This is a genomic window from Nitrospira sp. Nam80 (genome assembly GCF_965152575.1).
Window position 1 is genome coordinate 2,223,332 of record NZ_OZ224216.1, and the last position, 21,214, is coordinate 2,244,545.

The window sequence follows — 21,214 nt, forward strand, 5'->3', positions numbered from 1 at the left end:
ATTCTCCTCTGTGGATGTTGAAGAAAACCGTCGCGCCATCAACTTGATCGCATCATACCATCCTGATCGCGGTATCGGCCACCCGTTGAGGCGGAGCATCTTCAGATTGACCCACACCGCCGGACAATCTATGGTGTGAAGCGACAGGCCGGCCTGAAAATAAGGAGTACCGGTATGACAGAGCTTCCCGAACCACAGGTCCGTGAATATATGCATCGACAACTCGATGGGGTGCCTCCGTCCGTTTCTGTTGCACGTATCGCCGACATGATGCGACGGGATACGCTCGGTTCCGTTCTGGTCGAATCCGTCGATCATGTGAAGAATGAGACGGCCACGATCGGGATCGTCACAGAAACCGATCTCGTGCGAAAAGTGGTCGCTCAAGGACGCGATCCGGCACGGACCACCGTCAGCGAAGTGATGGCGAGTCCGTTGATCACCATCGCACCGGATCGGCCCATGTTGGAGGCGAGTCATGTGATGGAAAAGCACCGGATCCGGCATCTGGCGGTCTCGGACGGCAAGGAAGTGCTGGGGCTCATTTCCGTGCGCGATCTGGTCCGACATTTTGTTGAGGCCGATCATGGGCCGGTGCAGGCTTTGAACGACGTCTACCAGCCGCTCGGCGTGCTGATGCAACGAACCATCGAGACCATTCGAAGCGACGAATCGGTTGCGGCATCAGCGACTCGCATGTTGGAGAAGCAGATCGGCTCGCTCGTCGTCCGGGAGGACAACGAAATCGTCGGGATCGTGACCGAGGCGGATATTGTCCGAAAACTACTGGCGCATCAACTCGATCCGAACGCGACGCGCGTCGGAGCGATCATGAATTCCCCGATCCTGGACATCGACATCAATCGCACCGTGCGGGATGCGAGCGAATTGATGACCAAGCACCGGATTCGCCACCTGGCCGTCACAGACCACGGGAAAACGGTCGGGATCCTGTCGGTCCGGGATCTGGTCAAGATGGTGTCGATCAGAGATCGCCCCCAGTTCCTCCGGCGGACGGGCCGCTGAGTCGGCGACCCTCTTTTTTCGCCTTGAGTCGTCCGCAAAGCCGCTGGTAGAGTGCGGACAGGCTTGCTTGCTTCCATTCTGTTTCATGAGGTGACCATGGCAGTCGCGTCAATCATGCTTTCCCTTGGAACCCCCGCGCCTCCGTTTGCGCTCCCTGATGTGGTGAGCGGGCAGGTTGTCAAGCTAGAGTCGTTCAGCGGTAAGGCGGCTCTCCTTGTTATGTTCATCTGCCGCCATTGTCCCTATGTGCAACATATCCAGCACGAAATCACGAAACTCGGACAGGACCACGCGGAGACGGGACTCGGCATGATCGCCGTCAGCAGCAATGATCCGGCCTCCTATCCCGACGACGCTCCCGATCGGCTCAAGGAACTGGCGCAACGGCTTCAATGGCGATTTCCTTTCTGCTTCGATGAAACGCAGGAGGTTGCGAAAGCGTACAAAGCCGCCTGCACACCGGATTTTTATCTTTTCGACGGCCAGCGGCGATTGGTCTATCGAGGCCAGCTTGACGACAGCCGTCCCGGCAACAACAAGCCCGTCACAGGCCATGACTTGCGCGCCGCGATCGACGCGGTGCTGGCCGGCAAGTCGGTCACGGCCAACCAGCAGCCCAGCATCGGCTGCAGCATCAAATGGAAGCCGGGCAACGCGCCTGCCTAACCCAGCGTCTTTCAATACCATATCTTTCCTTCGAGAAGGTCGCAGCGATCAATGGCCTGACGCCCGGTTCACCAGGTCCTCGATCCGCCTCGCGTGCCGTCTTGGCGCCAAGCTGCTCACAGAACCAAAGGGGAAAGGAAAACGCAAAATCGAATCCAACAACGAGGCGCTTATCGTTATCAGCTTCGTGTATGACAAGAGCGGCAATCTCATGACTATGCGGTGTTCGGCTTTGTTATGATCAGTCCAACGGCGGATCTCTATGCGCGTTTTGTCGGTCGATGCAATTGTGACTTATTGCGATGCGGCTCAGCGACGCAGAATAGCGGCTGAGTTGCTGGTTTTGGGAGTCTTGTCGAGCGGCTTCCTGGTATTGTTTCCGCGGCGACCTGTCTTGGTGGACCTCGGTCTCGCTCTGTTTGCAGTGAGTCTGGTCCTGCTGACCGCCGACTATACAAGGACTCAAATCTGGGGAGAGTGGCCGGTCGACGCCGGGCGCGCAAGTCGGCGGCGGTGTCTTGTGATCACCATTGCGCTTACGGTTCTTGTGATGGTCGTATTCCTTTGTATCGGAGCCGTGATCGGCTATGAGGGAGCGGACTGGCCGGGCGTAAGGGCCAGGATTCTCCATCCCTACATTCCCACCGCAGTCCTGCTGTATTTGCCCTGGGCTTTGCTTCAGCAAACACTCTTTCAGTTCTACCTGCTCGGCCGGGTTCGCGCGCTCTGTCCATTGCTTCCTCCGCTTGCTCCGTCTGCGCTGAATGGGCTGATCTTCGGGTTGGTTCACGCGACTGATATCCGGATCATCACTTTGGCGGCGCTGGGCGGAACCCTGTGGAGTTTCTTGTATTGTTACTATCGGCGGCTCTGGCCGCTCGCCGTTTCGCATGCGCTTATCGGCACCACGTTCTATTACTGGGTGTACGGCTCTGATTTAGCGAGCCGGTGGAGGGCCCTCCTCATAAGCTTGATTCATGACATGACACAATTGTTCGGCTCGACTCCCCATTGAATCAGAGCCGGAAATAGACACGGATCTCCATGGATGGTGTGCGTTGTCCGTGATTCCGGCACGTATTCGATGATCAGCAGGCGTCCTGATTCTTGCAGATCCTACCCCCCCTCGCTCCCTTTTCCTTCCGATAATTTCCTGACGAGAGCCGTCATGTCGTCGAGCTTGCGCGCTCCGGCCGCGAGTTCGCCTTCCAATCGCTCGATCATATCCAAGCAGGCCTTGACTGTGTCGATGAGCTGAGCCTGGCTCATCGCCGGCAGCTTCCGTTCGAGATCATCCCTGTCCATGATGACCGTCCTCCGATGTATTCTGCATGTTGGGCACTCCCGTTCGGCTGCGAACGGTCCAGCGCACCGGCGCCCCTGCGCTCTTGCGTTCCGATCCAGTGGAATGGGGCCGGTTCGTTCGAGAGCGGCCTCCCTACCGAGGCAGGTTTGTCAGAAACTCACCAAGCACCCTGCGAAACCGATCCGGATCTTCGGCCATCATGAAATGACCGGTCTCGAACTCGACGAGCTGCGCCCCGGCAATCTGCGCCTGAATGCCCTTCGCGATGGCCGGCGTGGCGACATCATCTTTGGCGCCGACCATGATGAGCGTGGGCGCCGTAATCGGGGAGAGTCGGCCGTGCACGTTGAATTGCGACATGGACGTGAGCGCCTCCCGAATCACCGTGGCATTCCAGGTGGGAATCCGGTCGAGCAGCGGCTGATAGGCCGCCGAAGGAGTGTCCGGAGGAAAGCTGTCGATGATCATCTGTTGTGAGACCTGCGCATAGTCGCGCGGCGCCCCGATTGTCGGAATATCCCGGTCCAGAATCATCGCCCCATCGGTGGTCGAGACCAACACGAGCGCCCGCACCCGTTCCGGATGATCAAGCGCGAGCCGCTGGAGAATCATTCCGCCCATGGAAACGCCCACCCACACGGCCTTCTCGATGTGAAGAGCATCGGCAAGTTGAATCAAGTCGTTCGAAAACCGGTCGATCGTAAAGCCGGTCGGCGGCTTGTCCGAGTCGCCGTATCCACGGAGGTCCACCGCAATGCCGCGAAAGCGAGGCTGATAGGCGCCGACGTATTTCGGAAAGATATTGCTGGTCGTGACGACGCCATGGACGAAAATCACGGGATCGCCGGTGCCGGCTTCCAAGATGCTGAGGCGGACGCCATCAAGATTGACCGTCTGTCGCTTCGGCGGCTGCGTGGAAGCCCCGGCATCCGCGGTGCGGTCAGTCCGGATCATGCCGTCTCGTCCGGACCGAGTCGATTCGGCACATCCAAAGACCGAAAAGATGAGTGCGAGCACAAGCGCGAATCCCGGCATGCGTCTCCCCTTTCACGTAGATCACTCCGTGAGGTGCGATGGTCAAGCAGAGTACCTGCCATGAGCCGGACATGCAACGCAAGAATCGCACTCGCGCCTGGCAGACACGTCAGTGCGAATCTGTGAAGCGGCGGACCTAGGCGGATGGGCGGGCTCGTCGCCCGCCTCTTTTCCGCTTGTGCCTGCTCGACACTGCCAATACAATACACGTTCGTTGCGACGCTCCTTCGCCTCGTACCATCGCTGACCGAGTGAGAGAAGGAGATGCCCCATGTTGTTCGCGTGGGGAAAACAGTGTGGATCTGACTGAGTCCTCGGACACAAAGTTAGTGTGGCGGGCCGTGATCAGGGCGGTGCGATACGATAGGAGTGAAGCGAGCAGGTCCATGCGGATGCGGGCTACTTAAAGAGAGCCCGAAAGCCGGGAAATGAGCGATTGATCACGTCCTCGGTCGGCCCGACAACGGTCATGGTTGGATCGTACCGTTCCATCCAAAGCCGGCCCAGATGAACCGGCACAAAGAACAGGGCCAGTGCTACCAAGGACAAACCGAGGCCGGTCACAATGCCGGCAGTATCGCCCGCCTGGATGTATCGTTTGCCCAGGATGCCGGTGAAGGCTGCCGCCCCGACAAGAATCTCCAGCATCCAGATAAATTGGCTCACAGTCAGTCTGATAGGTAGGTACAGGGACCGAGACAGATAGATGCGTTGCGGTCCATTCGGGAGCGTCACGAGCAGCCGGTGCCCGATGCGGTGCAGCATCCGGCTGATGGAGAAGCCAATGAGACTCTGAAGCATGATGCTCATCACCGGATCGTGAGCCGCCATGGCTGCCGGACCGATCATGAAGACGAGCGGGGCCGCGTAGACTGTCCACGCCAGGATGTCTTCATAGGTGAATGCCCGCAGGAAGTCGCGGCACCCCTGCGTGAACGAATCTGGCCGAGAAGTACCGTCGTATTCCATGTGCGGGTGACAGCGGAGCGTGACCGATGGGGTGGAAGTTTGTGAATCGGTTAAGTTCCGGCTGGTTTCGACCTCAAGCGGATCAGAGAAATTGAATCCTGACTCTTGGAACGAGTTGTAACGCGGCGGGGCAGGACACGTCAAATAAAGAATGGTTCCATGCACCCACCGATTCTTAGGTTTTTGACCAACGTTCCTGGTACGATGGGAACGATTTCGGTGCCATTGAACCGCCAACCTCCTTCATCGAAAGGACTCCCGTGACGACTACAACCAAACTCATAGCTGCATGTCTTGCGTTATCTCTGGTCGGCGTGCCGACCCTCTCATTTGCCAAGGCGCGGGGCGGATCGGGCGGAGGGTTTTCGAACGGATCGCGAACCGGCGGCTCGGGAAGCATGGGCAGCCGTGGCTCCCGCACCTATCAGCAGAATAGCGGCAAACCGATCGAACAGTCGACGACGGCTAAACCGGCCACCCCACCGCCACAAACGGCCACGCCGCCTTCTGCCGTCCAATCGGCGCCTGCCGCGCCGGCATCCTGGTGGCAACGCAATCCTATTATGACGGGACTCATGGCCGGTATCGCCGGGTCGTGGATCGGCCATATGATCTTCGGGGCGACGGACAGTAGCGCGCGTACGGCTGAGAGCGGTGACCAGAGCGGCGAACCGGGACAGCCGGCCAATGCGTCCGGTCCGAACGGGATGCTGCTGCTCCTGCTCATGCTCATGGGTGGCGGAGTGCTCTATTATGTTCTCAAAGGACGGCGGCAAACGGCGCCCGCGTTCTCCGGTATTTCGCGGGCCGGCGCCGTCAGCGGATCGTTGCTGGATTCCTCGTCCCCAATAAGCGTTCCCGCCGATCAAGGCGAGATCGATATTACGTCGGCCGACAAGGCAGCTTTTCAACAATTGCTGATCGACATTCAAACGGCCTGGGGCAGACAGGATCTCGGCGGTTTACGGCGGCTCGTCACGCCGGAAATGCTCGATTACTTCAGCACCGCCTTGGCGGAACAGGCCAGCCAAGACATCGCGAATCATGTGGAGGACGTGACGCTGCTGCGGGCGGAGGTCCAGGAAGCGTGGACCGAAGGGACGACGCACTATGCGACGACGATGCTGCGATGGAGCGCGCGCGACTACACTGTCTCCGTGACGAAGCCGCGCGGCGACTCGGGTTATCTTATCGAGGGCAGCGACGAGCAGCCGACTGAGACGACCGAAGTCTGGACCTTCGTGCGCCACCAAAACGGGAAGTGGTTGCTCTCGGCAATCCAACAGACTGCCTAGCCGGTTGAAATCGGGGGCCGCAACCAATGGTTGCGGCCTCCGGTTGTTTCACTTCTCGCGGATTAGCCCTCGCGCAATGCTCACCACATAGGGGGTGAGGAAGTACGCCGCGATGGACAGGAGGGACGCTGGTCTTCTTTCAGAGTGGGATATCCTTTCTCGCTGAGAGACTGCGGGAAACCTCCTCGGGCCGGGAGATGCTTTGCCGGGCCATGCATGCGCACCGGCCGGGACGTCAGCGACCCCACGGAGTCTCAAACGCGGGGGGCTTCAGCCGTTCAAGGGTCCCTGGAGGACGCGGGAGCGGATCGGGAGGAAGAGTCAGGCTCGGCGATTGAGCGTCGCGGTTCATCCGCACGACCAGCGCCCCCATCACATCCCATTGCTGGAAGTTCCGGCGCACCGCGCGCGGATGGTGATTGTGACAATCCACGCAGGAGCGGACAAGCGCCAAATCCGCCGACATCGCCTTAAACTGATCTCCATCGACAAAACTCACGAAACCGCGCGAACGGTCCTGCTCCAGGTTAATCAGGGCCTTGGCTTCGGCGTCGGTCCGCGGCCGGTTCGCCGGGTTGACGGGCGTGAGGCTGATCAGTCCAATTTCTACACTCCGCACTTCCCCAGCCGCTGCTTTGACGAACTGCGCCGGCAGCGGCAGCAAATGCGAATCTGATTCCCAATCTTCCCGCGGCGTCAAACCGCCGTTCCTGGTGTGCTCGACCACGTGTAACACATAGGCGGTCCGAAACGCTTTCACGATGTCGAGAATGTACCGGGCCGTGAGCTCGAACGACGGTTCGGCGGACGTGAAGCCCCAGCCCAGGAAGATGAGACAACCGATCAGGCCAAGTACAACTCCGCCGTGACGCAGCCGCATACCAGCCCTCGCAGAAATACATGAGTAAGAATGGTGGGGCCCCGGAGATTATCCGATTCGCAGGTCGCCCGTCAATGCGGCGTTCAACACAGTCCCTACCCTGTCCTGTCCAGGTATACAACAGATTCATCAGGAAGCCGGTAGGGACTCCTTGAAGGAGGCCTACGTGCTATGGCGCCAGGCGGTCGATTGCCTGCGCAACAATTGTGGGAATTCCGCCTGGATCTTTCCCATGCGCCATAAAGACACCGCGGATGCGAAGATGGTCGTTCTGCACAACCGGCTTCGCCACATTCGGCCGACACGTGCCGGCCGTGCTGATTCCAATGGTACCCGACTTGTCTTGGAGCGCAAAGATTTGGCTATCGTAGACCGCACCGCCTCCACAGTGGGGCGTTCCACGATGAACGGGTAAGGTGCTCACGGCCCGCGCACGCCCTTCGATCGTTACCACCTTGGCCTGATAGTCGGAGGGATGCTTTAAAATTTTGCTGATGAGCACCCGATCGCCGGCCGAGGCCACCGACACCAGTCCAAGTCCAAGATTAAGACCGAAGCACAGCATGCTGCGAGCGAGGGGAGGCAGTGCGGACATGTCGGTTTCTTCTCCTCAGACACCCGACTCTTTTTGTCTGCAGACGCTACTTCTCTTTCCTCTGACGGGCACCCCGCTTACTGATCTTTGTGAGAGCCGTACCCTTATGCATGGCGATGTGGTCAGTCTTGTCGCTCTTGATTTCGTACTGTGGTTCGTCCTTGCCGGCGTGGTGCGTATATCCCTTATGATCGAAATCTTGTGTGTGGACCTTCACGATTGTGCCGCTCACATGTCCGGCCTCTGAATTCCAGCGGACATGATCGCCGACTTTGAATTTCTTAGCCATGATGGACTGACCTTCCTTCCTCTCCCGCTTGCGTACAGATGCAATCGAACTGTCGTTCTAAGATGGGACCTCATCACTCGCCTTATCGCTGACGGTACCCCTTCCGTTCCAAGCAGTCATCAATGAAGGGCCCCGTCGTCTGACCTGTGTGAGGGTCCATATTCCTGGCTTGTTCATCGGCCTGCTGCGCACACTGCTGGTGGTCACGTTCAAAGCTGTTCATGGCGTTCGTCGGGTGTTCCCACCCCTTCGTCGCGCAGCCCATCGTGAAGAAGAGAATTGCAGTGATGTGCCACAGATGCACTGCCGCACCTCCATTCTTGGCCTCCCGTTCCAGGCGAGTAACTATGGACATGCTTCATTGACTTGATCAAGGCTGAGTCAATATTCCTGCGTCACGCGTTTCGCAAGAAGACATAGAAGACACCGCAACGAGAAATGGCTCTCGTACGGCCCTTCAGCCGGCTGCACGGGAGAGCTACAGGCGCCGTGGACACCTCGTGGAATAAGTTATAGGCGCTTAGGCTATTCTGAACGAGATTTCCAATACCCTGGCTCTCGCCGCAGGTGCATGACCGCAAGGATCTCAACGACCTCAGCTCGTGTTCGATAAATCAGTCCGTAAGGGAAGCGAGGGAGCTTGCGTTTGTGGATGTCGCCTTTGACCTTCGGATACATCTGAGGTCGGCGGCGTGCTTTTTCCGAAGTTCGCCCATCACAGTATCGGAATCAATCAGCTCGATTTCCCCGCGATCGATCTGCTCGATACGCCGCCGGATCTCGTCATGCCACGCTTGTGAAATCTCGAAGTCCTCCTCGAAGTCAAGGCTCTCCAGGAGTGTTTCAGCAATAAGAGCACGGGTGCCCGGCTCCAAGCGCATGGCTTCTTCCAGGATCTTCCTCGCATCAGGTTTCATGGTTTTGATCCTCCACCGCCGAACGTAAAGTCTTGATCCTCATTGCACGGCACGATTTGTCCCGCTCCTCGAACCACCGGAATCTCGTTCGGGATTGTATTATGCTTTGAAGACCCTTCCGGAGACAACCAATGCGCCTTTTCTAGGCCGCCTGCTTGCTGAGGGAGCATAGAACTTGCCCTTATTGAGTTCGGCGCACAGCATGCGATGGACGACGGGACGCATTGCGTCCGAACCTGGAATTGACGCCATCAGGCGTGATCACACGCCATTCGATCGAAGCGCGATCCCCGGAGGATGCGTTGTCTCATAAGGGCCTCTCATCTCAGTTCGCGCCGCAGCACTTCTTGAACTTTCTCCCGCTGCCGCACGGACAGGGATCGTTGCGTCCGATGCGCGGGCGACTCCCCGGCTCCGGGCCGGTTTCTCCCGCTTCCCGCCTGGCCTGATAGATCGCCCGTCCCAGATGGGCATACTCACGCATCGCATCGGGCAAGAGGGTCGCGACCGTGTGAGCCATCTCGTCCAGACTGGAGTGGCTCTTGGCCTCCTGTCGATAGGCCTCCGCCAGTTTCGGAGAGGCGAAGAATGTGAGCACCATCAGCACTGAGCCCAGGTCTCCGTCCAGTTCGTCTGGTGTGCACTCGTCCCAAATGCCCGACAAGTAGTCATGACCCATCGCAAAGCCTTGGGCCCACTGGCTCAGCGACGCATTCTCGGCTAGGTTGTCCTGCGGCTGCGGCAGGATCATGCAGCCCAACGGCAGCGCAGCACGCTCCGTCGTTCGGTCTCGGGCGCACTCGTTGTAGAGGGCCATCATGGCCTGGAGGACCTGCTCCGCTTCATCGAGACTCTCGTAGCCGGCTTCCTGGTCGTTGAACGCCATCGGCATCCACTCCGACGGAGGAATCAAGTCCGGCCCGTTCGCCATGCTGAACAAGAACCCCGCCAGTTGCGGATAGGTCAATGTGCCGCTGGGGCGTTGCGGCGACGACAGAAAGGTCCGCAAGAGTGCCGCATGGGTTTCGGTAAAGGGAGGGATCGCGCCCGGCATGATTGGACCCAGCTTTGAATCAGTATCTTAGCCGTGACGAATCGGCTTGTCGATGCGGCCATTATCAAGCGGTGAGCTCGACGGCTGCCAGTGACACCACGGTTCGCCTAGGATGGACTTTCCGTGAGATGTCTCACGTCAGGACAGAACCATGGTCGCATGCGGTTGGATAACGGATCGTCACGTGATTGATTTCTATAAGAGGCGAACAAACTCCTCGATCGTCAGATCCGCCTGACGAATGATTGCCCGGAGAGTTCCGCGGTCTAGCTCAGCGCCTTGATGCAGTCTCGTCCGGAGATCCGCGGCAGCTTGCTCATACAGCCATCAACACGGCATCAAACCGCTCTTCAGGCACAGCAAGTTTGTCCTCCTCCAGCGCGGCAATGTAGCCACGAATCGCTTCGCGGATATTTACGACCGCTTCTTCTTTAGATTGGCCTTGGCTCACACAGCCCGGTAGGCTGGGGCATTCCGCTACCCAATAGCCGTCTTCTCCGCGGTAAATGATGACTTGCCTCACGGGTCACCTCCTCAGTCGTTACGACTGCCATGATCTACCAGGATTAGGCTTTGAAGACAATTGCCTCGAAGGACACGCAAGGTGCCTCAAGGCGAGACAGGATCGTGGCGAAGGCTTCTTCGAACCGGCGCGGTGGAGGAACAGAGCGGCCGTATATGATTGCATGACCTGGCCCCCTAGACACTCGCGCTTGGCTTCTTCTGTCCCCTTTTTCTTTGCTGGTGTCACCGTCTAGTATGCGAGCGTCACCAAGAAGGCGTTGCTGACGAACCTCGCACTCCGTGAGACCGAATGAGTGGCGATCCAGGTGAAACTGGCACGGTGACGGTGCCCGACCGAAACAGTTCGCCAATCACTGCCTCCAGCGGCCGCGGCCAAGCCGCGCCGTTGGGGCGTAAACACTCAAACCATAATAGGAGGCGCAATGGGCAAGAATGGTGACATCGTGAAGGCGGTGTACGACGACTTTGGCAAGGGCGACGTGCCTGCGGTCCTGGGCGCGTTCGACCCTCAGATCCAATGGAGAGAGGCAGAGAGCCTCTTGTATGCCGACGGCAATCCCTATGTTGGACCACAAGCGGTGCTCGACGGTGTCTTTCACCGCATCCTCTCAGATGTGGAGCACTTCGCGGTCCTCCCCGAGCGATTTGTCGAGGGGGACGACGCGGTCGTCGCCGAAGGCCGATATCGGGGGACGATGAAAAAGACGGGAACGGCCCTAGATGCGCAGTTCGCGCACATCTGGCATCTGGGCCACGGCAAGGTCGTCCGGTTTCAGCAGTACACCGATACCAAGCAGTGGTCTGAGGCGGCCAGATCCTGAGTGTCGGAATCTTTTCCTGTCGATTCGAATCTGCGCGTCGTCGCACGATTCCTTTGCCATTCTTCCGAGCCGAATGGCCGTTGCCGGTTGACGCAGGCTCGGACCATCACGCCCTCATGATCATACAAAGCCGGCTATGAAGCCACGCTCATAACCACCGACGCACAGACCGCTCGTACTCAACGAAGCTCCGACCGAACGTTGTGCGTAAGACCTGTTCTTCCGGGATAATCTGGAAGCGGGTCATGTATACGAGAAACACTGGAAGAGCGAGGAATGCGAGCAGATTTGAGACGTATGTGGCCCAGGCGGCAAGCATCAGCAAGAAGCCGACATACATGGGATTTCGGCTGAAGCGGTAGATGCCGACGCGGACCAAAGCGACGGACTTCGTCGGGTACCGTGGATCGACGGTGGTTCGCGCCCGGCGAAACGCCACGACACCGAGCAGGGTGATGAGGGCACCGGCTGCCGCCAGGGCGCTGATCACCCACGATTGGCGCGGGAAGGAGAAAGAGAACGATGGTGCCAGTCGGGCGCCAAACCACATCGCTAGGGCCAGAATGACTACGAGTGCCGCTGGTGGGACTTTTAGTTCGAGGGTGCTCATGCTTGAGCCTGTGAGGGCTGAATCTCCCCTGCTCCTGTCGCATCCCCGCTCCGATGTGCTGTGCCGGGGCACCGCAGCGATGGTCGGATAGCACTTGCGACCAAGCGTGCGGGAAGTAAAGCCAGCGACCACTCGATCACAGCTGACACCGGCGCTCCACCTGTTCCGTAGGCCGGCAGACAGGGCTTCCAGCTCGCAGGACGACGCACGGGTCGACCTTGTGGTGCGGCCTGCCCACGCACCGTCCGATCACCAGGGCGTTGCCTCACCACCACTCCAAGAGGAATGCTCCGCCGATCCAGTCGTACACTACACAGAATGGGATATACCAATCCGGCCTGTCGGCGTGAGGACCGTGCCGATGACTCCTCCGACTACCGTGCCACCTGGTAAATGATTGGTCGGTAGCGCGGCACGGGGATCGGCTTCCCCTCGCGCTCCGCGGCCTCTAGCCAGACGGCTTTCGCACGCTCTACCTCACCGAGCGCCGCTTCCGGCGTCTGTCCGAAGGCTGAACACGACTCAAGGTCCGGGATGTCGGCGATGTAACCCCCATCTTCCTCGCTATAAAGAATATTGATGTGGTAGTCGCTCATGGCGTAACGCGCCTTCGGCCAACCTTTTGAGGAGTTTTTCGCTGTTCATCCCGCCAGAGATCGAACCATCGCTTGCACCTGATCATGGATGAGATCGTGCCCCGTGATCTGGATGACTGACACTCGACGAATTGAGGCATGCACTGGTCCACATCTATAAACCAGACGGTCCGAACTTTCAATTCACGGCCATCCAGGCGTGATCGGTCTTTCTTTGATGGCAGAGCAGCCCCCTGTTCAACTCGTTCGTGGGCGCAAGTGTGACGGCGAGCCGTCATGGAGTCCGCACCGCCCAGCGGAGGGCTCAACTCCGCCTACGAGTCGATGAGCTCTGGATGATGCGCCAGGCAGGCCTCGTGTGCATTTGCAAGACCTGACCCTTTGTCTTTCCGGGACTTACTTTGCGGTATTGGGGGTAAAGTCGGCGATGAGCTTGGTATAGATAGTCAGATTCGGAGCCAGGACAAAGAAGTGGTTGATGCCGTGGGCAAGATGAAGGTAAGTGATGAAGGCCCCCATGAGCCGGGTCTTGCCGACACCGGTGGCCAACGCAAAGCACAGGGACGGAAAGTCGCGTTCGAAATCCGTCACAGTTGAAAATTCCCGGTGGACGGCTTCCAGGGCTGTAGTCAGCGCAATATTCTTCTTCGGCGGGGCAAGCTCCGTCACACGATCGAGGATTTCGAGCGATCGTCGCTGCGGCGGCCGAAGACTTAATCGTCCGGCGATGGCGTTCACGTGGCGGTTCATATCGTGGAACCACTAAGCCACTGCATACTCGAGCGCACGCGGGTTTTCCATACGCTTCGAAGCATTCAAGATTTCGATCCCTACGATGTTGCCGTCTTTGTCATAGTCGAGAATGACGCCAGGCTTGTCCTCATCGCTCTCCTCAACCGGAGCACTACTCAACTGAATAGTCAGCACGTCCACTTCCTGGTCGTATTTCACTTTCATGGCTTCCTCCAATACTTGTTAATCTTTTTCGTGCGATAGGCCGTAACCACGATAGGCGGAGTCGCTGTTTCATTAACCATGACCCGCAACAAATATGGGCGATCATCAATTGTCACCTTCGACTGGAAGCAGGTAATGTTGTCAACTTCGGGCACTTTCTGCTCCGGCGATTGCAAAACCTGTTCAATAAGCGCTTCTGCAATTTTCCGTTTCTCCAGTTCCTCACGCACATGCCTCGACAAACGAAAGTTCATCGTTACGATCCAGGCTCACTAGGCTCGTAGTCGTCGTGCCCCCACTCGCAGCGGGACAGCACGATCGTCGGATTCGGATCGGCCCATCGCTTGCACCTGATCATGGATCGGTTCTTACATCATGACTTCGATGACTGGCACTCGGCGAATCGAGGCATGTACTGGTCCACATCTATAAACCAGACGGTCCGAAGTTTCAATTCACGGCCATCGAGACGTGATCGGCTTGCTTGTGATGCAGCGCAGCCTCGTGTCCAGCTCGTTCGTGGGCACAGGTTTGATGGAGAGCCTTCATGAATCCGGAGGGCCCGTTGAGGGTCCAATTTCGCGCACGAATCGATGCGATCTCGACGATGCGGCCGGCGAGGCCTCGTGTGCGTTTATAAGACCTGACCCTCTGATTCATAAAACCCATAAAACAACCGCACTTCCTGATCGGACCGGGAGACCCGATACCTCTTCGTGCGGTCGCGCGCGCCAGCGTAGTAAAGCTCCTTGACCGTGTCGTAGGATACTATTATGATCGATCATACATTGGTAAGGAGTTAAACATATGGCCACGACGACCATTTCTACGAAGTTCCAGATTGTGATTCCCAAAGAGGTCCGGGAGAAGCTCCGCCTGGCCCCCCACCAGCGGCTTCAGATTGTCGAAAAGGGTGGCATCATCACGTTGGTCCCCGAAGTTCCCCTGAAAACGCTCAAAGGCGGCCTCAAAGGCATGTCGAAGACAGGGATCCGTGAGAAGAAGGATCGCTTGTGAAGGTCTTACTGGACTCGAGTGGCTGGATCGAATTCTTTACAGACGGCCCCTTAGCCGGCCGATATAGCGGGTATCTCACACCCGAGCACGAGCTCATCACGCCCACCATCGTCCTGTACGAAGTGTACAAGAAGATCAAACGAGAGCGAGGCGAAGAATTGGCATTGGTGTACGCGGGGCGGTTAAGCGCAACTCGCGTGATTGACCTGACCCATTCCACTGCCTTGCTGGCGGCAGACATGAGTCTCAGACATGGCTTGGCTATGGCCGATGCCATCGTCTACGCCACCGCTCACGACCAACAGGCTGAGTTGATCACGGGCGACGCCGACCTGAAAGATCTGCCTGGCGTGGTCTACGTCAGGTAGATAGTGGGCATGGTTTCAGAAAAGCTCCATGCTTCCCTTGCCTGACCTTCCTAACCGATCGGCATGCAGTCCTTATCCAGAGCCTCCGAGTATCGCTGCCAATCGTCTATCGGTAAGCAATCGCTCATGAAGCCGGTGCTCTTCATCACTCTGAACACCTCTTCCCAGAGGAGAATGCCGAAACGGTCGGCCCATGGCTCGCTCTGGAACGATCGGCACTGCTTCGCTAGGTCATCACAGCAGCCGGCCGACTGAAGAATGAGGAAGTCGAAACTGATCTGTCGCTCGATAAGCCACCTGATCAATCGCGGATAGTTCTCGGCCTGATTCTCAGCAAGACGCGCCCCGTGAGTTATCTTGTTTTCGACGATTAAAAAGTATTCTCCGTTCTCATTCCGTGAGCGAACCAGAAGATCTGGGGAAAATCCTCCAATGTCTATTGGGAGGAAATCGGCAGTGCAAGGCCATGCTCTGGGTAAAGTCAAAGGCTGTACCGCAATGTCGTGAAAGGCTATGTTAGATAACCCCAGCATGGGGTTCTGGGTCCTTGGCGCGTACCATGGTGGTTCTGTGCCATCCGTGCACTGCCAGATGGTGAGGTGGCCGCGCGATGCTCTGCCGCCGATGTGCATGAGGAAAAGACTGAAGAGCGACGTCCAAAAAGATTCGGACGATGGTGGGCAGAATTTAGTCTTGTCTTCGAACAGATCAGTTGCATTTAGAACTCTCATATTTTTCTCCAATGTCTTCACCATGACCATTACTGCAATGGGCGAGGTTCAATAGCGTCTCAGAGGGCCTACCAGCATTGCATTCGTCCTTCGTCATACTTCCTTGCGTTGCCATAGGCCTCCTCGATGGGATACTTCGCTTCATTCTTCTGAAGTTTCGAGAGCACCGCTGCATCCATGTCAATGCCAAGTCGTGACAGAGGTACGACAGGATGATCGTCACGTCGGCGATCTCATCTTGGACCCGTCCTAGAAGATTGCCTTCCAACGCTTTGACGACCTCGTCATCCGTTTTCCATTGGAACAACTCCAGCAGTTCACTGGCCTCAACGACCAAGGCAGCGCCGAGCTCCTTAGGCCTGTGGAATTGCTCCCAATTGCGTTTCCGACGGAACTCAAGGAGTCTCGTGAGGACATCGTTGCTGATCATTACAGCGGTCTCCTAAGGATCATCCGAGAAAGACATTGCGATTGTGCCAGTCCAGAAACTCACGGGAAGGCTGATCGGTGACGACTGACGGAACGATCATGAGGCGTTTGCCATGAAGAGCATAGTAGTCTCTACCGTTCTCATACTTTTCTTTGATCTTGCCGCTGACTTCTATCGAGAGGTCCCGCGTAATTGAGAGGTATCCGAGGTCGAAGAGCCGATGGAGGTCCGATCGCAGCAATAGGCCGTTGGTTGTCCGGTGCGGACCTGATTTGGCAAAAGGCTTGATATGGGCGGCTTGGAGAGCTGGAAGGGTCCGTTCGCCCGTGACCGCGCATCGTCGCGTGTACGCGTCGGTCACAAGTACGCGGAAGGCTCCTTGGCCGAGCCTTGCTCTGGCCATAAACTCAGTCCCATATCGTGGAATCTCCTCTGCTTGTGGAGACGCACCTCCTGTCGTGGCAATGAACTCTTTTACAGTTTGCTTCTGCAGCCGATCTTGCACGCTTCGCCAGAGCGCTCCGCCCTCCGGCTCTTCTGCATCGTATCGTCTGCCCTGCACAATATTGGGCGCCCATCCCGCAGGAACGGGAATCCAATCCTCCCGATCAAAGAAGAATGGATCAGCCATAATCGTACAGCCAATGACGGGATCGTGTTCGTGAGGGCGATTGGATCTAAACTTGTCAATGAGCCTGGCACCTCCTCTATAGAAGAAGCACCGTTCTTTTCGCCAAAGGCTTCCCAAGCTAGTGAAAGCGGGAGATTGGAGTGTTTCACCAGGAAGCCGCCGCCGGCTATGAAGTTCTGAGGGCTGTGGAGCTTGAATAAGAATGGAGCCCCGGAAGGGATTGCTTGGAATGAACCGAACCCACTGGGTCTCCAGAAATTCACTTCATCCGGCTTCCGCCAAGCCAGGAACTCATACCATTTATTGTCGGTGACACCCACCCAGTATTTCATGCGATTGCTACAGTGGCCATGATTCCCTGTAGATGAATGAAGTCATATCCTAGGATATCGCATTGCTTTCATATAACGGTGCATTTGGCGTGCGATCTCTATTGCAATGCCTCGTCCAGTAACAAATCGCTTATGCCAACCTCGGATTGGTTTTGTGTCCTCGACGATGTCCTTGTTGAAACACTTATGGATGCATCTATCAATAAGGGCGTAGTCTTCTATAGGGTCGATTCCCTTTCCAATGCGCTTCACAACATTAACCAGTTGCTGTTTCGTATAGGGATAAGTCAGTTTGCGCGGCATTCCAAACCTCTTTCAGACAAGACGCCACTTCAGGCTCTTGAGCTGCTTAATCACATGACGGTGCTAAACTTACACGTCACACAGCCATCGCCGAAACCTTGATTCCTTGAAGAATGTGGACGAGATCGTCAATCTCTGCGGGGCTAAACAACCGGTCCGGTCCGTGCGCAGCCAGGTCGGTAAAGGGGGATTCGTACAGTGCCGACGCCTCGACAACACCATGCTCCGTCAAGCGGTCAACGATGAGGTTGACGAACTCGATTTGGTTCGCGTTGAGCCTCTTGTTCGCGAGAAACCCTGTCAGTGCCTGCTTTGCCGCCTCTCGATCCATCCCGATAAGGGACCGAACAAAAAGACCAAGCCCTTCAGATTCTGCCTTGGCACGGCTGATCTCTTCCTGACCTCCTATCCCGTTCTCGGTGAGCATGCGCTCAAGCTCAAGAAGGTCAGCGGACGTGAGGGGCTTGTTCATCCGCAGCTTATGTATGGTGATGTGGTCCTGATGGGCTCGAAGAAAAAGCAGTGCCTTTGCGCGGAATTTCTCAAAACCATCACCAGCGATGAAGCCTGGTAGATTCACCGCCGTCTCCTCACCCATCTCATCTTCGAAGTCCGTATAGATGGGCTTACGCTTTTCCTTCTCAATTAGTTGTACCAGACCGCGAAGTCGCCGACGCATGCTTTCCAGCATCGGACAGCTCACATCTTGCCACCATTCATCCGTCTGCAAATCCTGTATCAGTTCCAACTGTTCCCGCACCATGGGAATTGTGGACTTTTCCTCCAGTAAGGCCGCGAGTTCTTTTACCTCATCACGCAGGCGTCCAAAAGCGGGCTTCGATCGCAGGAGCGCTAATTCGAGGTTTAGGACGAGCAGATCGAAACGCTTTGATTCCTCTGATTCCGCTTCGATTTCGGACGGCAGGCCAGCAATCTGGTGCGAGAGTTCCTGCAACGAGTCAGCCGACAGGGTGACCCATGATTCAGCCCGGGCATATTTCTCCACAACACGCCGCTTGGGGCGAACAACAAAATTGTTGATGTTCATCGCGGCAACTTCCGTATGCAGCAGCCCTGCGACGATTTGCCGGACCTCCAAGTCAGTTGAGGGATCTCCGTAGACGGGAGCGGGTACCTTGATTCGGTCACTCTTGACCTGTCCCGCCAACTTCTTATCGAGTTCGACTATAAGATCGAGCCGGCCGGTGAAGAGACGTTTTCCAAGGGACTGGCCTGATGTGCCTTCCGTGGTCTCGGGATTCTGGCTGAAGAACTCCAGGTTCTGACAATAGTCAAAGAGGTAAAAGAACCGCTTATGCTGCCCGGGTCCGAACAGATCCGGGCACAGCCGGGTCCCACGCCCGACCATTTGCCAGAACTTTGTCTTTGAGCGCACCAACTTGAAGAACACCAAATTGACCACTTCGGGGATGTCGATACCGGTGTCGAGCATGTCAACGGAAATGGCGAGGTGGGGGGCCTTCTCCTTCTGTGAGAAGGTATCAATTAAACTCTGCGCATACTCCGTCTTGAACGTGATTACTCGGGCGAACTCGCCCTTATAGTGGGGATAGTTAGCGTTGAATCGCTCTGCAATAAAGTCTGCGTGAGGCTGGTTCTTGGCGAACAGAATGGTTTTTCCTAATCGATCCCCTCCGGCGACGGTGAGGCCGCGTGTCATTAAATGGGCCAGAACTTTATCGACCGTGTCCTCATTGAAGAGCCACTTGTTGACCGCTTCAGCTTCCACACGGTCGGGTACCTGGCCCTCGTCGTCCCATTCCAGCGCATCCCATTGGTCTTTTTCTTCCTCCGACAGCTCAGCATACTTGATGCCTTGACGCTGAAATTTCAGCGGAACCGAGACTGCCTTTGGCGGCACAAGAAAGCCATCTTTCACCGCCTCCTCAAGTGAATAGGCATCAGTTGGGACGCCGTTTTCGAGATCAAAGAGACGGTAGGTGTTGCGATCGACTTCATTTTTTGGCGTCGCCGTGAGACCGACGAGGAGTGAATCGAAGTAGTCGAAGATGGCGCGATACTTCTGAAAGACTGACCGGTGGGCCTCATCAATGATGACTAAGTCGAAGTGGCCGACCCCGAACCGACGGAGGCCGTCCTTCGCATCATCAATTAATCCCATCATCGTCGGATAGGTGGAAACATACACCCTCCCCTCAGCTTCCTTCTCGGTAACGAGGTTGACCGGTGACGCGTCTGGGAGGTGCCTCTTGAAGGCGTTTACAGCCTGGTTAACCAGTGCGACGCGATCTGCTAGGAAGAGAACCCGCTTGGCCCAGTTGCAGCGCATGAGAAGGTCCACCAGCGCAATGACGGTCCGGGTCTTCCCCGCGCCGGTGGCCATCACGACGAGCGCCTTGCGCTCATGATCGCGCTCGAAGGCCTCACAGACTCGGCGGATGCTTCGAGTCTGGTAATAGCGTTCAACGATGTGCGGATTGATCTCGGCTGCAGCAAGTGATTTACGGGTAGTCCGCCGCTGAATCAGCAGAGCGAGTTCTGCCTTCTTATAGAACCCCTGCACCTGTCGAGGCGGATAGTTCGCGTCGTCCCAAAACCAGTGATCATATCCATTGGAGTAAAAGATAAGCGGTCGTTGTCCATATCGCTTTTCTAGGCAATCAGCATAGAGCTTGGCCTGCTGCTGCCCGACTCGTGGATCCCGCCGGGTTCGCTTTGCCTCCACGAGCCCAAGCGGCATGCCATCGTCCCCCCACAGCACGTAGTCCACAAAGCCAGTGCCTTGAGCATTGGGCATCCCAGTGACTTCGAACTCGCGGTCTTCGTCCCGGTCTAAGGTCCAACCGGCTTCCTTCAGGAGCAGGTCAATGAAGTAGTCGCGTGTTTCGACCTCAGAATAGTCATGGGTGTCGGGATGAGCGGCGGCGGCCTTCTTAGCCTCGGCGACTTCTGCTCGCAGTCGCTTCAGCTCCGCATCGAGCTCCGACTTGTCCGCCAAAAGCGTCGAGAGCTTCTCATCTCGCTGGCGAAGCTCAGTTTCTAGTTTCTGCATTTGGTCGGCGGACTGCTTGGGGATCGACGCTTGCTTGGGTAATGCAGCCGCGTCAAACGCTAACCCTGGCGCTGGCTTTTCTCCTCGTGCGTACGAGCGAGCGAACCAGTAAGCAACGTGAAATAACTCACGCACCGCAGCGATGGCATCCGCCTCCGGAACAGGACGATGGCTGTGCACGGCACGGTTGCCGAGTGTATTGATCACCCGCGCTTTGCTGAACACGGCATCGCCGGCAGCCTGTTTAAAGCTCGGTTCATGGATCAAGGCGGAAAGGTTGTCTTGGTAAGGAAGTTTCAGGGCAGGATCGAACTTATACGCCCAATGCAGGGACAGTTCCAGTGCGCGCCTGGCGTAGAAGCAGGCTGTACGCGGATCGGCGTGCACGGCCGCTTCCGCATTCGTGGCGGCCTCGAAGATGGCGGCCCATTCGCGCTGGAGAAAATTGAACTGGCTCATTCGCCCCTGGACACGTTCGTATCTTTTTGTCGAAGCATCCGCTCGAACATCTGACCTTGGGATCTAGCATCATCAAGAGCGTTGTGGGTCTGTACCATAGGACCCTTAAAGGCGTCTGGAATCCGGCTTGATCGAGTATCTTCCCAGCTGCTGCCTTTCAATCCCATGAAGTACGCCTTGATATCGAGAGGACTGACGCCGAAGGGGTTTCTTCCCAAGTACGTGTGGAAGTACCAGTTTACGAACGCCCAGTCGAAAGCTGCATTGAAGCCGACGAACACCGCGCGTCGATCCCCGGAAACAGATTTGATCCATTGCTCGAACTCGGCCATGACAATCCTCGGGTCGTGTCCGTACTTGTTGAAATG

General features: G+C 57.0%; 26 protein-coding genes and 1 pseudogene. 7 read left to right on the forward strand and 20 right to left on the reverse strand.

The window, feature by feature from the left end:
* The first annotated feature begins 174 nt into the window (after positions 1-174).
* The 3 genes from ACWGXE_RS10435 (at position 175) to ACWGXE_RS10445 (ending at position 2,707) form a co-directional block, all read left to right on the forward strand.
* Positions 175-1,026: a CBS domain-containing protein gene (locus ACWGXE_RS10435; RefSeq protein WP_447603501.1), complete on the forward strand. Its 852-nt coding sequence runs from the start codon at positions 175-177 to the stop codon at positions 1,024-1,026.
* A 96-nt stretch (positions 1,027-1,122) separates the two neighbouring features.
* Positions 1,123-1,692, forward strand: coding sequence for a thioredoxin family protein (locus ACWGXE_RS10440; RefSeq protein ID WP_447603503.1), 570 nt, complete (start codon positions 1,123-1,125; stop codon positions 1,690-1,692).
* Between the two features lie 262 nt (positions 1,693-1,954).
* A complete protein-coding gene (locus tag ACWGXE_RS10445) occupies positions 1,955-2,707 on the forward strand; it encodes a CPBP family glutamic-type intramembrane protease (protein ID WP_447603504.1) in 753 nt (250 codons plus the stop codon).
* Positions 2,708-2,808: 101 nt separating this feature from the next.
* On the opposite strand, the gene ACWGXE_RS10450 is transcribed toward ACWGXE_RS10445, so the two are convergent.
* The 3 genes from ACWGXE_RS10450 to ACWGXE_RS10460 all read right to left on the reverse strand — a co-directional run bounded on the left by ACWGXE_RS10450 (position 2,809) and on the right by ACWGXE_RS10460 (position 5,002).
* A complete protein-coding gene (locus ACWGXE_RS10450; RefSeq protein WP_447603506.1) occupies positions 2,809-2,997 on the reverse strand; it encodes a hypothetical protein in 189 nt (62 codons plus the stop codon).
* A 133-nt stretch (positions 2,998-3,130) separates the two neighbouring features.
* A complete protein-coding gene (locus ACWGXE_RS10455) occupies positions 3,131-4,033 on the reverse strand; it encodes an alpha/beta fold hydrolase (RefSeq protein WP_447603508.1) in 903 nt (300 codons plus the stop codon).
* 399 nt (positions 4,034-4,432) lie between these two features.
* Positions 4,433-5,002 carry a hypothetical protein gene (locus tag ACWGXE_RS10460; protein ID WP_447603509.1) on the reverse strand — a complete coding sequence of 190 codons (570 nt, stop codon included), beginning with the start codon at positions 5,000-5,002 and terminating at the stop codon, positions 4,433-4,435.
* A gap of 260 nt (positions 5,003-5,262) precedes the next feature.
* On the opposite strand from ACWGXE_RS10460, the gene ACWGXE_RS10465 reads away from it, so the two are divergent.
* Positions 5,263-6,297 carry a Tim44 domain-containing protein gene (locus ACWGXE_RS10465; RefSeq protein WP_447603510.1) on the forward strand — a complete coding sequence of 345 codons (1,035 nt, stop codon included), beginning with the start codon at positions 5,263-5,265 and terminating at the stop codon, positions 6,295-6,297.
* A gap of 235 nt (positions 6,298-6,532) precedes the next feature.
* Here the strand turns inward: ACWGXE_RS10465 and ACWGXE_RS10470 are convergent, their stop codons facing one another.
* The 7 genes from ACWGXE_RS10470 to ACWGXE_RS10500 all read right to left on the reverse strand — a co-directional run bounded on the left by ACWGXE_RS10470 (position 6,533) and on the right by ACWGXE_RS10500 (position 10,555).
* Positions 6,533-7,177: a c-type heme family protein gene (locus ACWGXE_RS10470; RefSeq protein WP_447603512.1), complete on the reverse strand. Its 645-nt coding sequence runs from the start codon at positions 7,175-7,177 to the stop codon at positions 6,533-6,535.
* Between the two features lie 169 nt (positions 7,178-7,346).
* A complete protein-coding gene (locus tag ACWGXE_RS10475; protein ID WP_447603513.1) occupies positions 7,347-7,772 on the reverse strand; it encodes a hypothetical protein in 426 nt (141 codons plus the stop codon).
* Positions 7,773-7,818: 46 nt separating this feature from the next.
* Positions 7,819-8,061 carry a DUF2945 domain-containing protein gene (locus ACWGXE_RS10480; protein ID WP_447603515.1) on the reverse strand — a complete coding sequence of 81 codons (243 nt, stop codon included), beginning with the start codon at positions 8,059-8,061 and terminating at the stop codon, positions 7,819-7,821.
* 82 nt (positions 8,062-8,143) lie between these two features.
* Positions 8,144-8,416: a hypothetical protein gene (locus ACWGXE_RS10485; protein WP_447603516.1), complete on the reverse strand. Its 273-nt coding sequence runs from the start codon at positions 8,414-8,416 to the stop codon at positions 8,144-8,146.
* A gap of 259 nt (positions 8,417-8,675) precedes the next feature.
* Positions 8,676-8,978: an addiction module protein gene (locus ACWGXE_RS10490; protein ID WP_447603517.1), complete on the reverse strand. Its 303-nt coding sequence runs from the start codon at positions 8,976-8,978 to the stop codon at positions 8,676-8,678.
* A 325-nt stretch (positions 8,979-9,303) separates the two neighbouring features.
* A complete protein-coding gene (locus ACWGXE_RS10495; RefSeq protein WP_447603518.1) occupies positions 9,304-10,032 on the reverse strand; it encodes a UPF0149 family protein in 729 nt (242 codons plus the stop codon).
* 316 nt (positions 10,033-10,348) lie between these two features.
* Complete coding sequence (locus ACWGXE_RS10500) at positions 10,349-10,555, reverse strand: type II toxin-antitoxin system HicB family antitoxin (protein WP_447603520.1); 207 nt, start codon at positions 10,553-10,555, stop codon at positions 10,349-10,351.
* A 424-nt stretch (positions 10,556-10,979) separates the two neighbouring features.
* Here ACWGXE_RS10500 and ACWGXE_RS10505 point away from each other — a divergent pair, with 424 nt between their 5' ends.
* Positions 10,980-11,378, forward strand: a complete 399-nt coding sequence (locus ACWGXE_RS10505) for a nuclear transport factor 2 family protein (protein WP_447603521.1) — start codon at positions 10,980-10,982, stop codon at positions 11,376-11,378.
* A 148-nt stretch (positions 11,379-11,526) separates the two neighbouring features.
* Here ACWGXE_RS10505 and ACWGXE_RS10510 read toward each other — a convergent pair whose 3' ends face one another.
* From ACWGXE_RS10510 to ACWGXE_RS10530, 5 genes and pseudogenes are all read right to left on the reverse strand, one after another.
* The gene (locus tag ACWGXE_RS10510; protein ID WP_447603523.1) at positions 11,527-11,988 is read right to left on the reverse strand and encodes a methyltransferase family protein; all 462 of its coding nucleotides are present in this window, start codon (positions 11,986-11,988) and stop codon (positions 11,527-11,529) included.
* A gap of 374 nt (positions 11,989-12,362) precedes the next feature.
* On the reverse strand, positions 12,363-12,584 hold the full coding sequence (locus ACWGXE_RS10515; RefSeq protein ID WP_447603525.1) for a type II toxin-antitoxin system HicB family antitoxin: 222 nt from the start codon (positions 12,582-12,584) through the stop codon (positions 12,363-12,365).
* A 399-nt stretch (positions 12,585-12,983) separates the two neighbouring features.
* Positions 12,984-13,334: pseudogene (locus ACWGXE_RS10520) on the reverse strand (DEAD/DEAH box helicase family protein); the annotation flags it as partial.
* 12 nt (positions 13,335-13,346) lie between these two features.
* Positions 13,347-13,541, reverse strand: a complete 195-nt coding sequence (locus tag ACWGXE_RS10525; protein WP_447603527.1) for a DUF2283 domain-containing protein — start codon at positions 13,539-13,541, stop codon at positions 13,347-13,349.
* On the reverse strand, positions 13,538-13,795 hold the full coding sequence (locus tag ACWGXE_RS10530) for a DUF4258 domain-containing protein (protein WP_447603529.1): 258 nt from the start codon (positions 13,793-13,795) through the stop codon (positions 13,538-13,540). The genes ACWGXE_RS10525 and ACWGXE_RS10530 overlap by 4 nt, the downstream gene beginning before the upstream one ends.
* A gap of 553 nt (positions 13,796-14,348) precedes the next feature.
* Here ACWGXE_RS10530 and ACWGXE_RS10535 point away from each other — a divergent pair.
* A complete protein-coding gene (locus tag ACWGXE_RS10535) occupies positions 14,349-14,558 on the forward strand; it encodes an AbrB/MazE/SpoVT family DNA-binding domain-containing protein (RefSeq protein WP_447603531.1) in 210 nt (69 codons plus the stop codon).
* Positions 14,555-14,926: a PIN domain-containing protein gene (locus tag ACWGXE_RS10540; RefSeq protein ID WP_447603532.1), complete on the forward strand. Its 372-nt coding sequence runs from the start codon at positions 14,555-14,557 to the stop codon at positions 14,924-14,926. The genes ACWGXE_RS10535 and ACWGXE_RS10540 overlap by 4 nt, the downstream gene beginning before the upstream one ends.
* A 50-nt stretch (positions 14,927-14,976) precedes the next feature.
* On the opposite strand, the gene ACWGXE_RS10545 is transcribed toward ACWGXE_RS10540, so the two are convergent.
* The 5 genes from ACWGXE_RS10545 to ACWGXE_RS10565 form a co-directional block, all read right to left on the reverse strand.
* Complete coding sequence (locus ACWGXE_RS10545) at positions 14,977-15,681, reverse strand: hypothetical protein (protein WP_447603534.1); 705 nt, start codon at positions 15,679-15,681, stop codon at positions 14,977-14,979.
* The gene (locus ACWGXE_RS10550; RefSeq protein WP_447603536.1) at positions 15,635-16,087 is read right to left on the reverse strand and encodes a nucleotide pyrophosphohydrolase; all 453 of its coding nucleotides are present in this window, start codon (positions 16,085-16,087) and stop codon (positions 15,635-15,637) included. The genes ACWGXE_RS10545 and ACWGXE_RS10550 overlap by 47 nt, the downstream gene beginning before the upstream one ends.
* 19 nt (positions 16,088-16,106) lie before the next feature.
* Positions 16,107-16,718: an HNH endonuclease gene (locus ACWGXE_RS10555; protein ID WP_447603538.1), complete on the reverse strand. Its 612-nt coding sequence runs from the start codon at positions 16,716-16,718 to the stop codon at positions 16,107-16,109.
* 711 nt (positions 16,719-17,429) lie between these two features.
* Complete coding sequence (locus tag ACWGXE_RS10560) at positions 17,430-20,846, reverse strand: DEAD/DEAH box helicase family protein (protein WP_447603540.1); 3,417 nt, start codon at positions 20,844-20,846, stop codon at positions 17,430-17,432.
* Positions 20,843-21,178: a hypothetical protein gene (locus ACWGXE_RS10565; protein WP_447603542.1), complete on the reverse strand. Its 336-nt coding sequence runs from the start codon at positions 21,176-21,178 to the stop codon at positions 20,843-20,845. The genes ACWGXE_RS10560 and ACWGXE_RS10565 overlap by 4 nt, the downstream gene beginning before the upstream one ends.
* Positions 21,179-21,214: the final 36 nt, after the last annotated feature.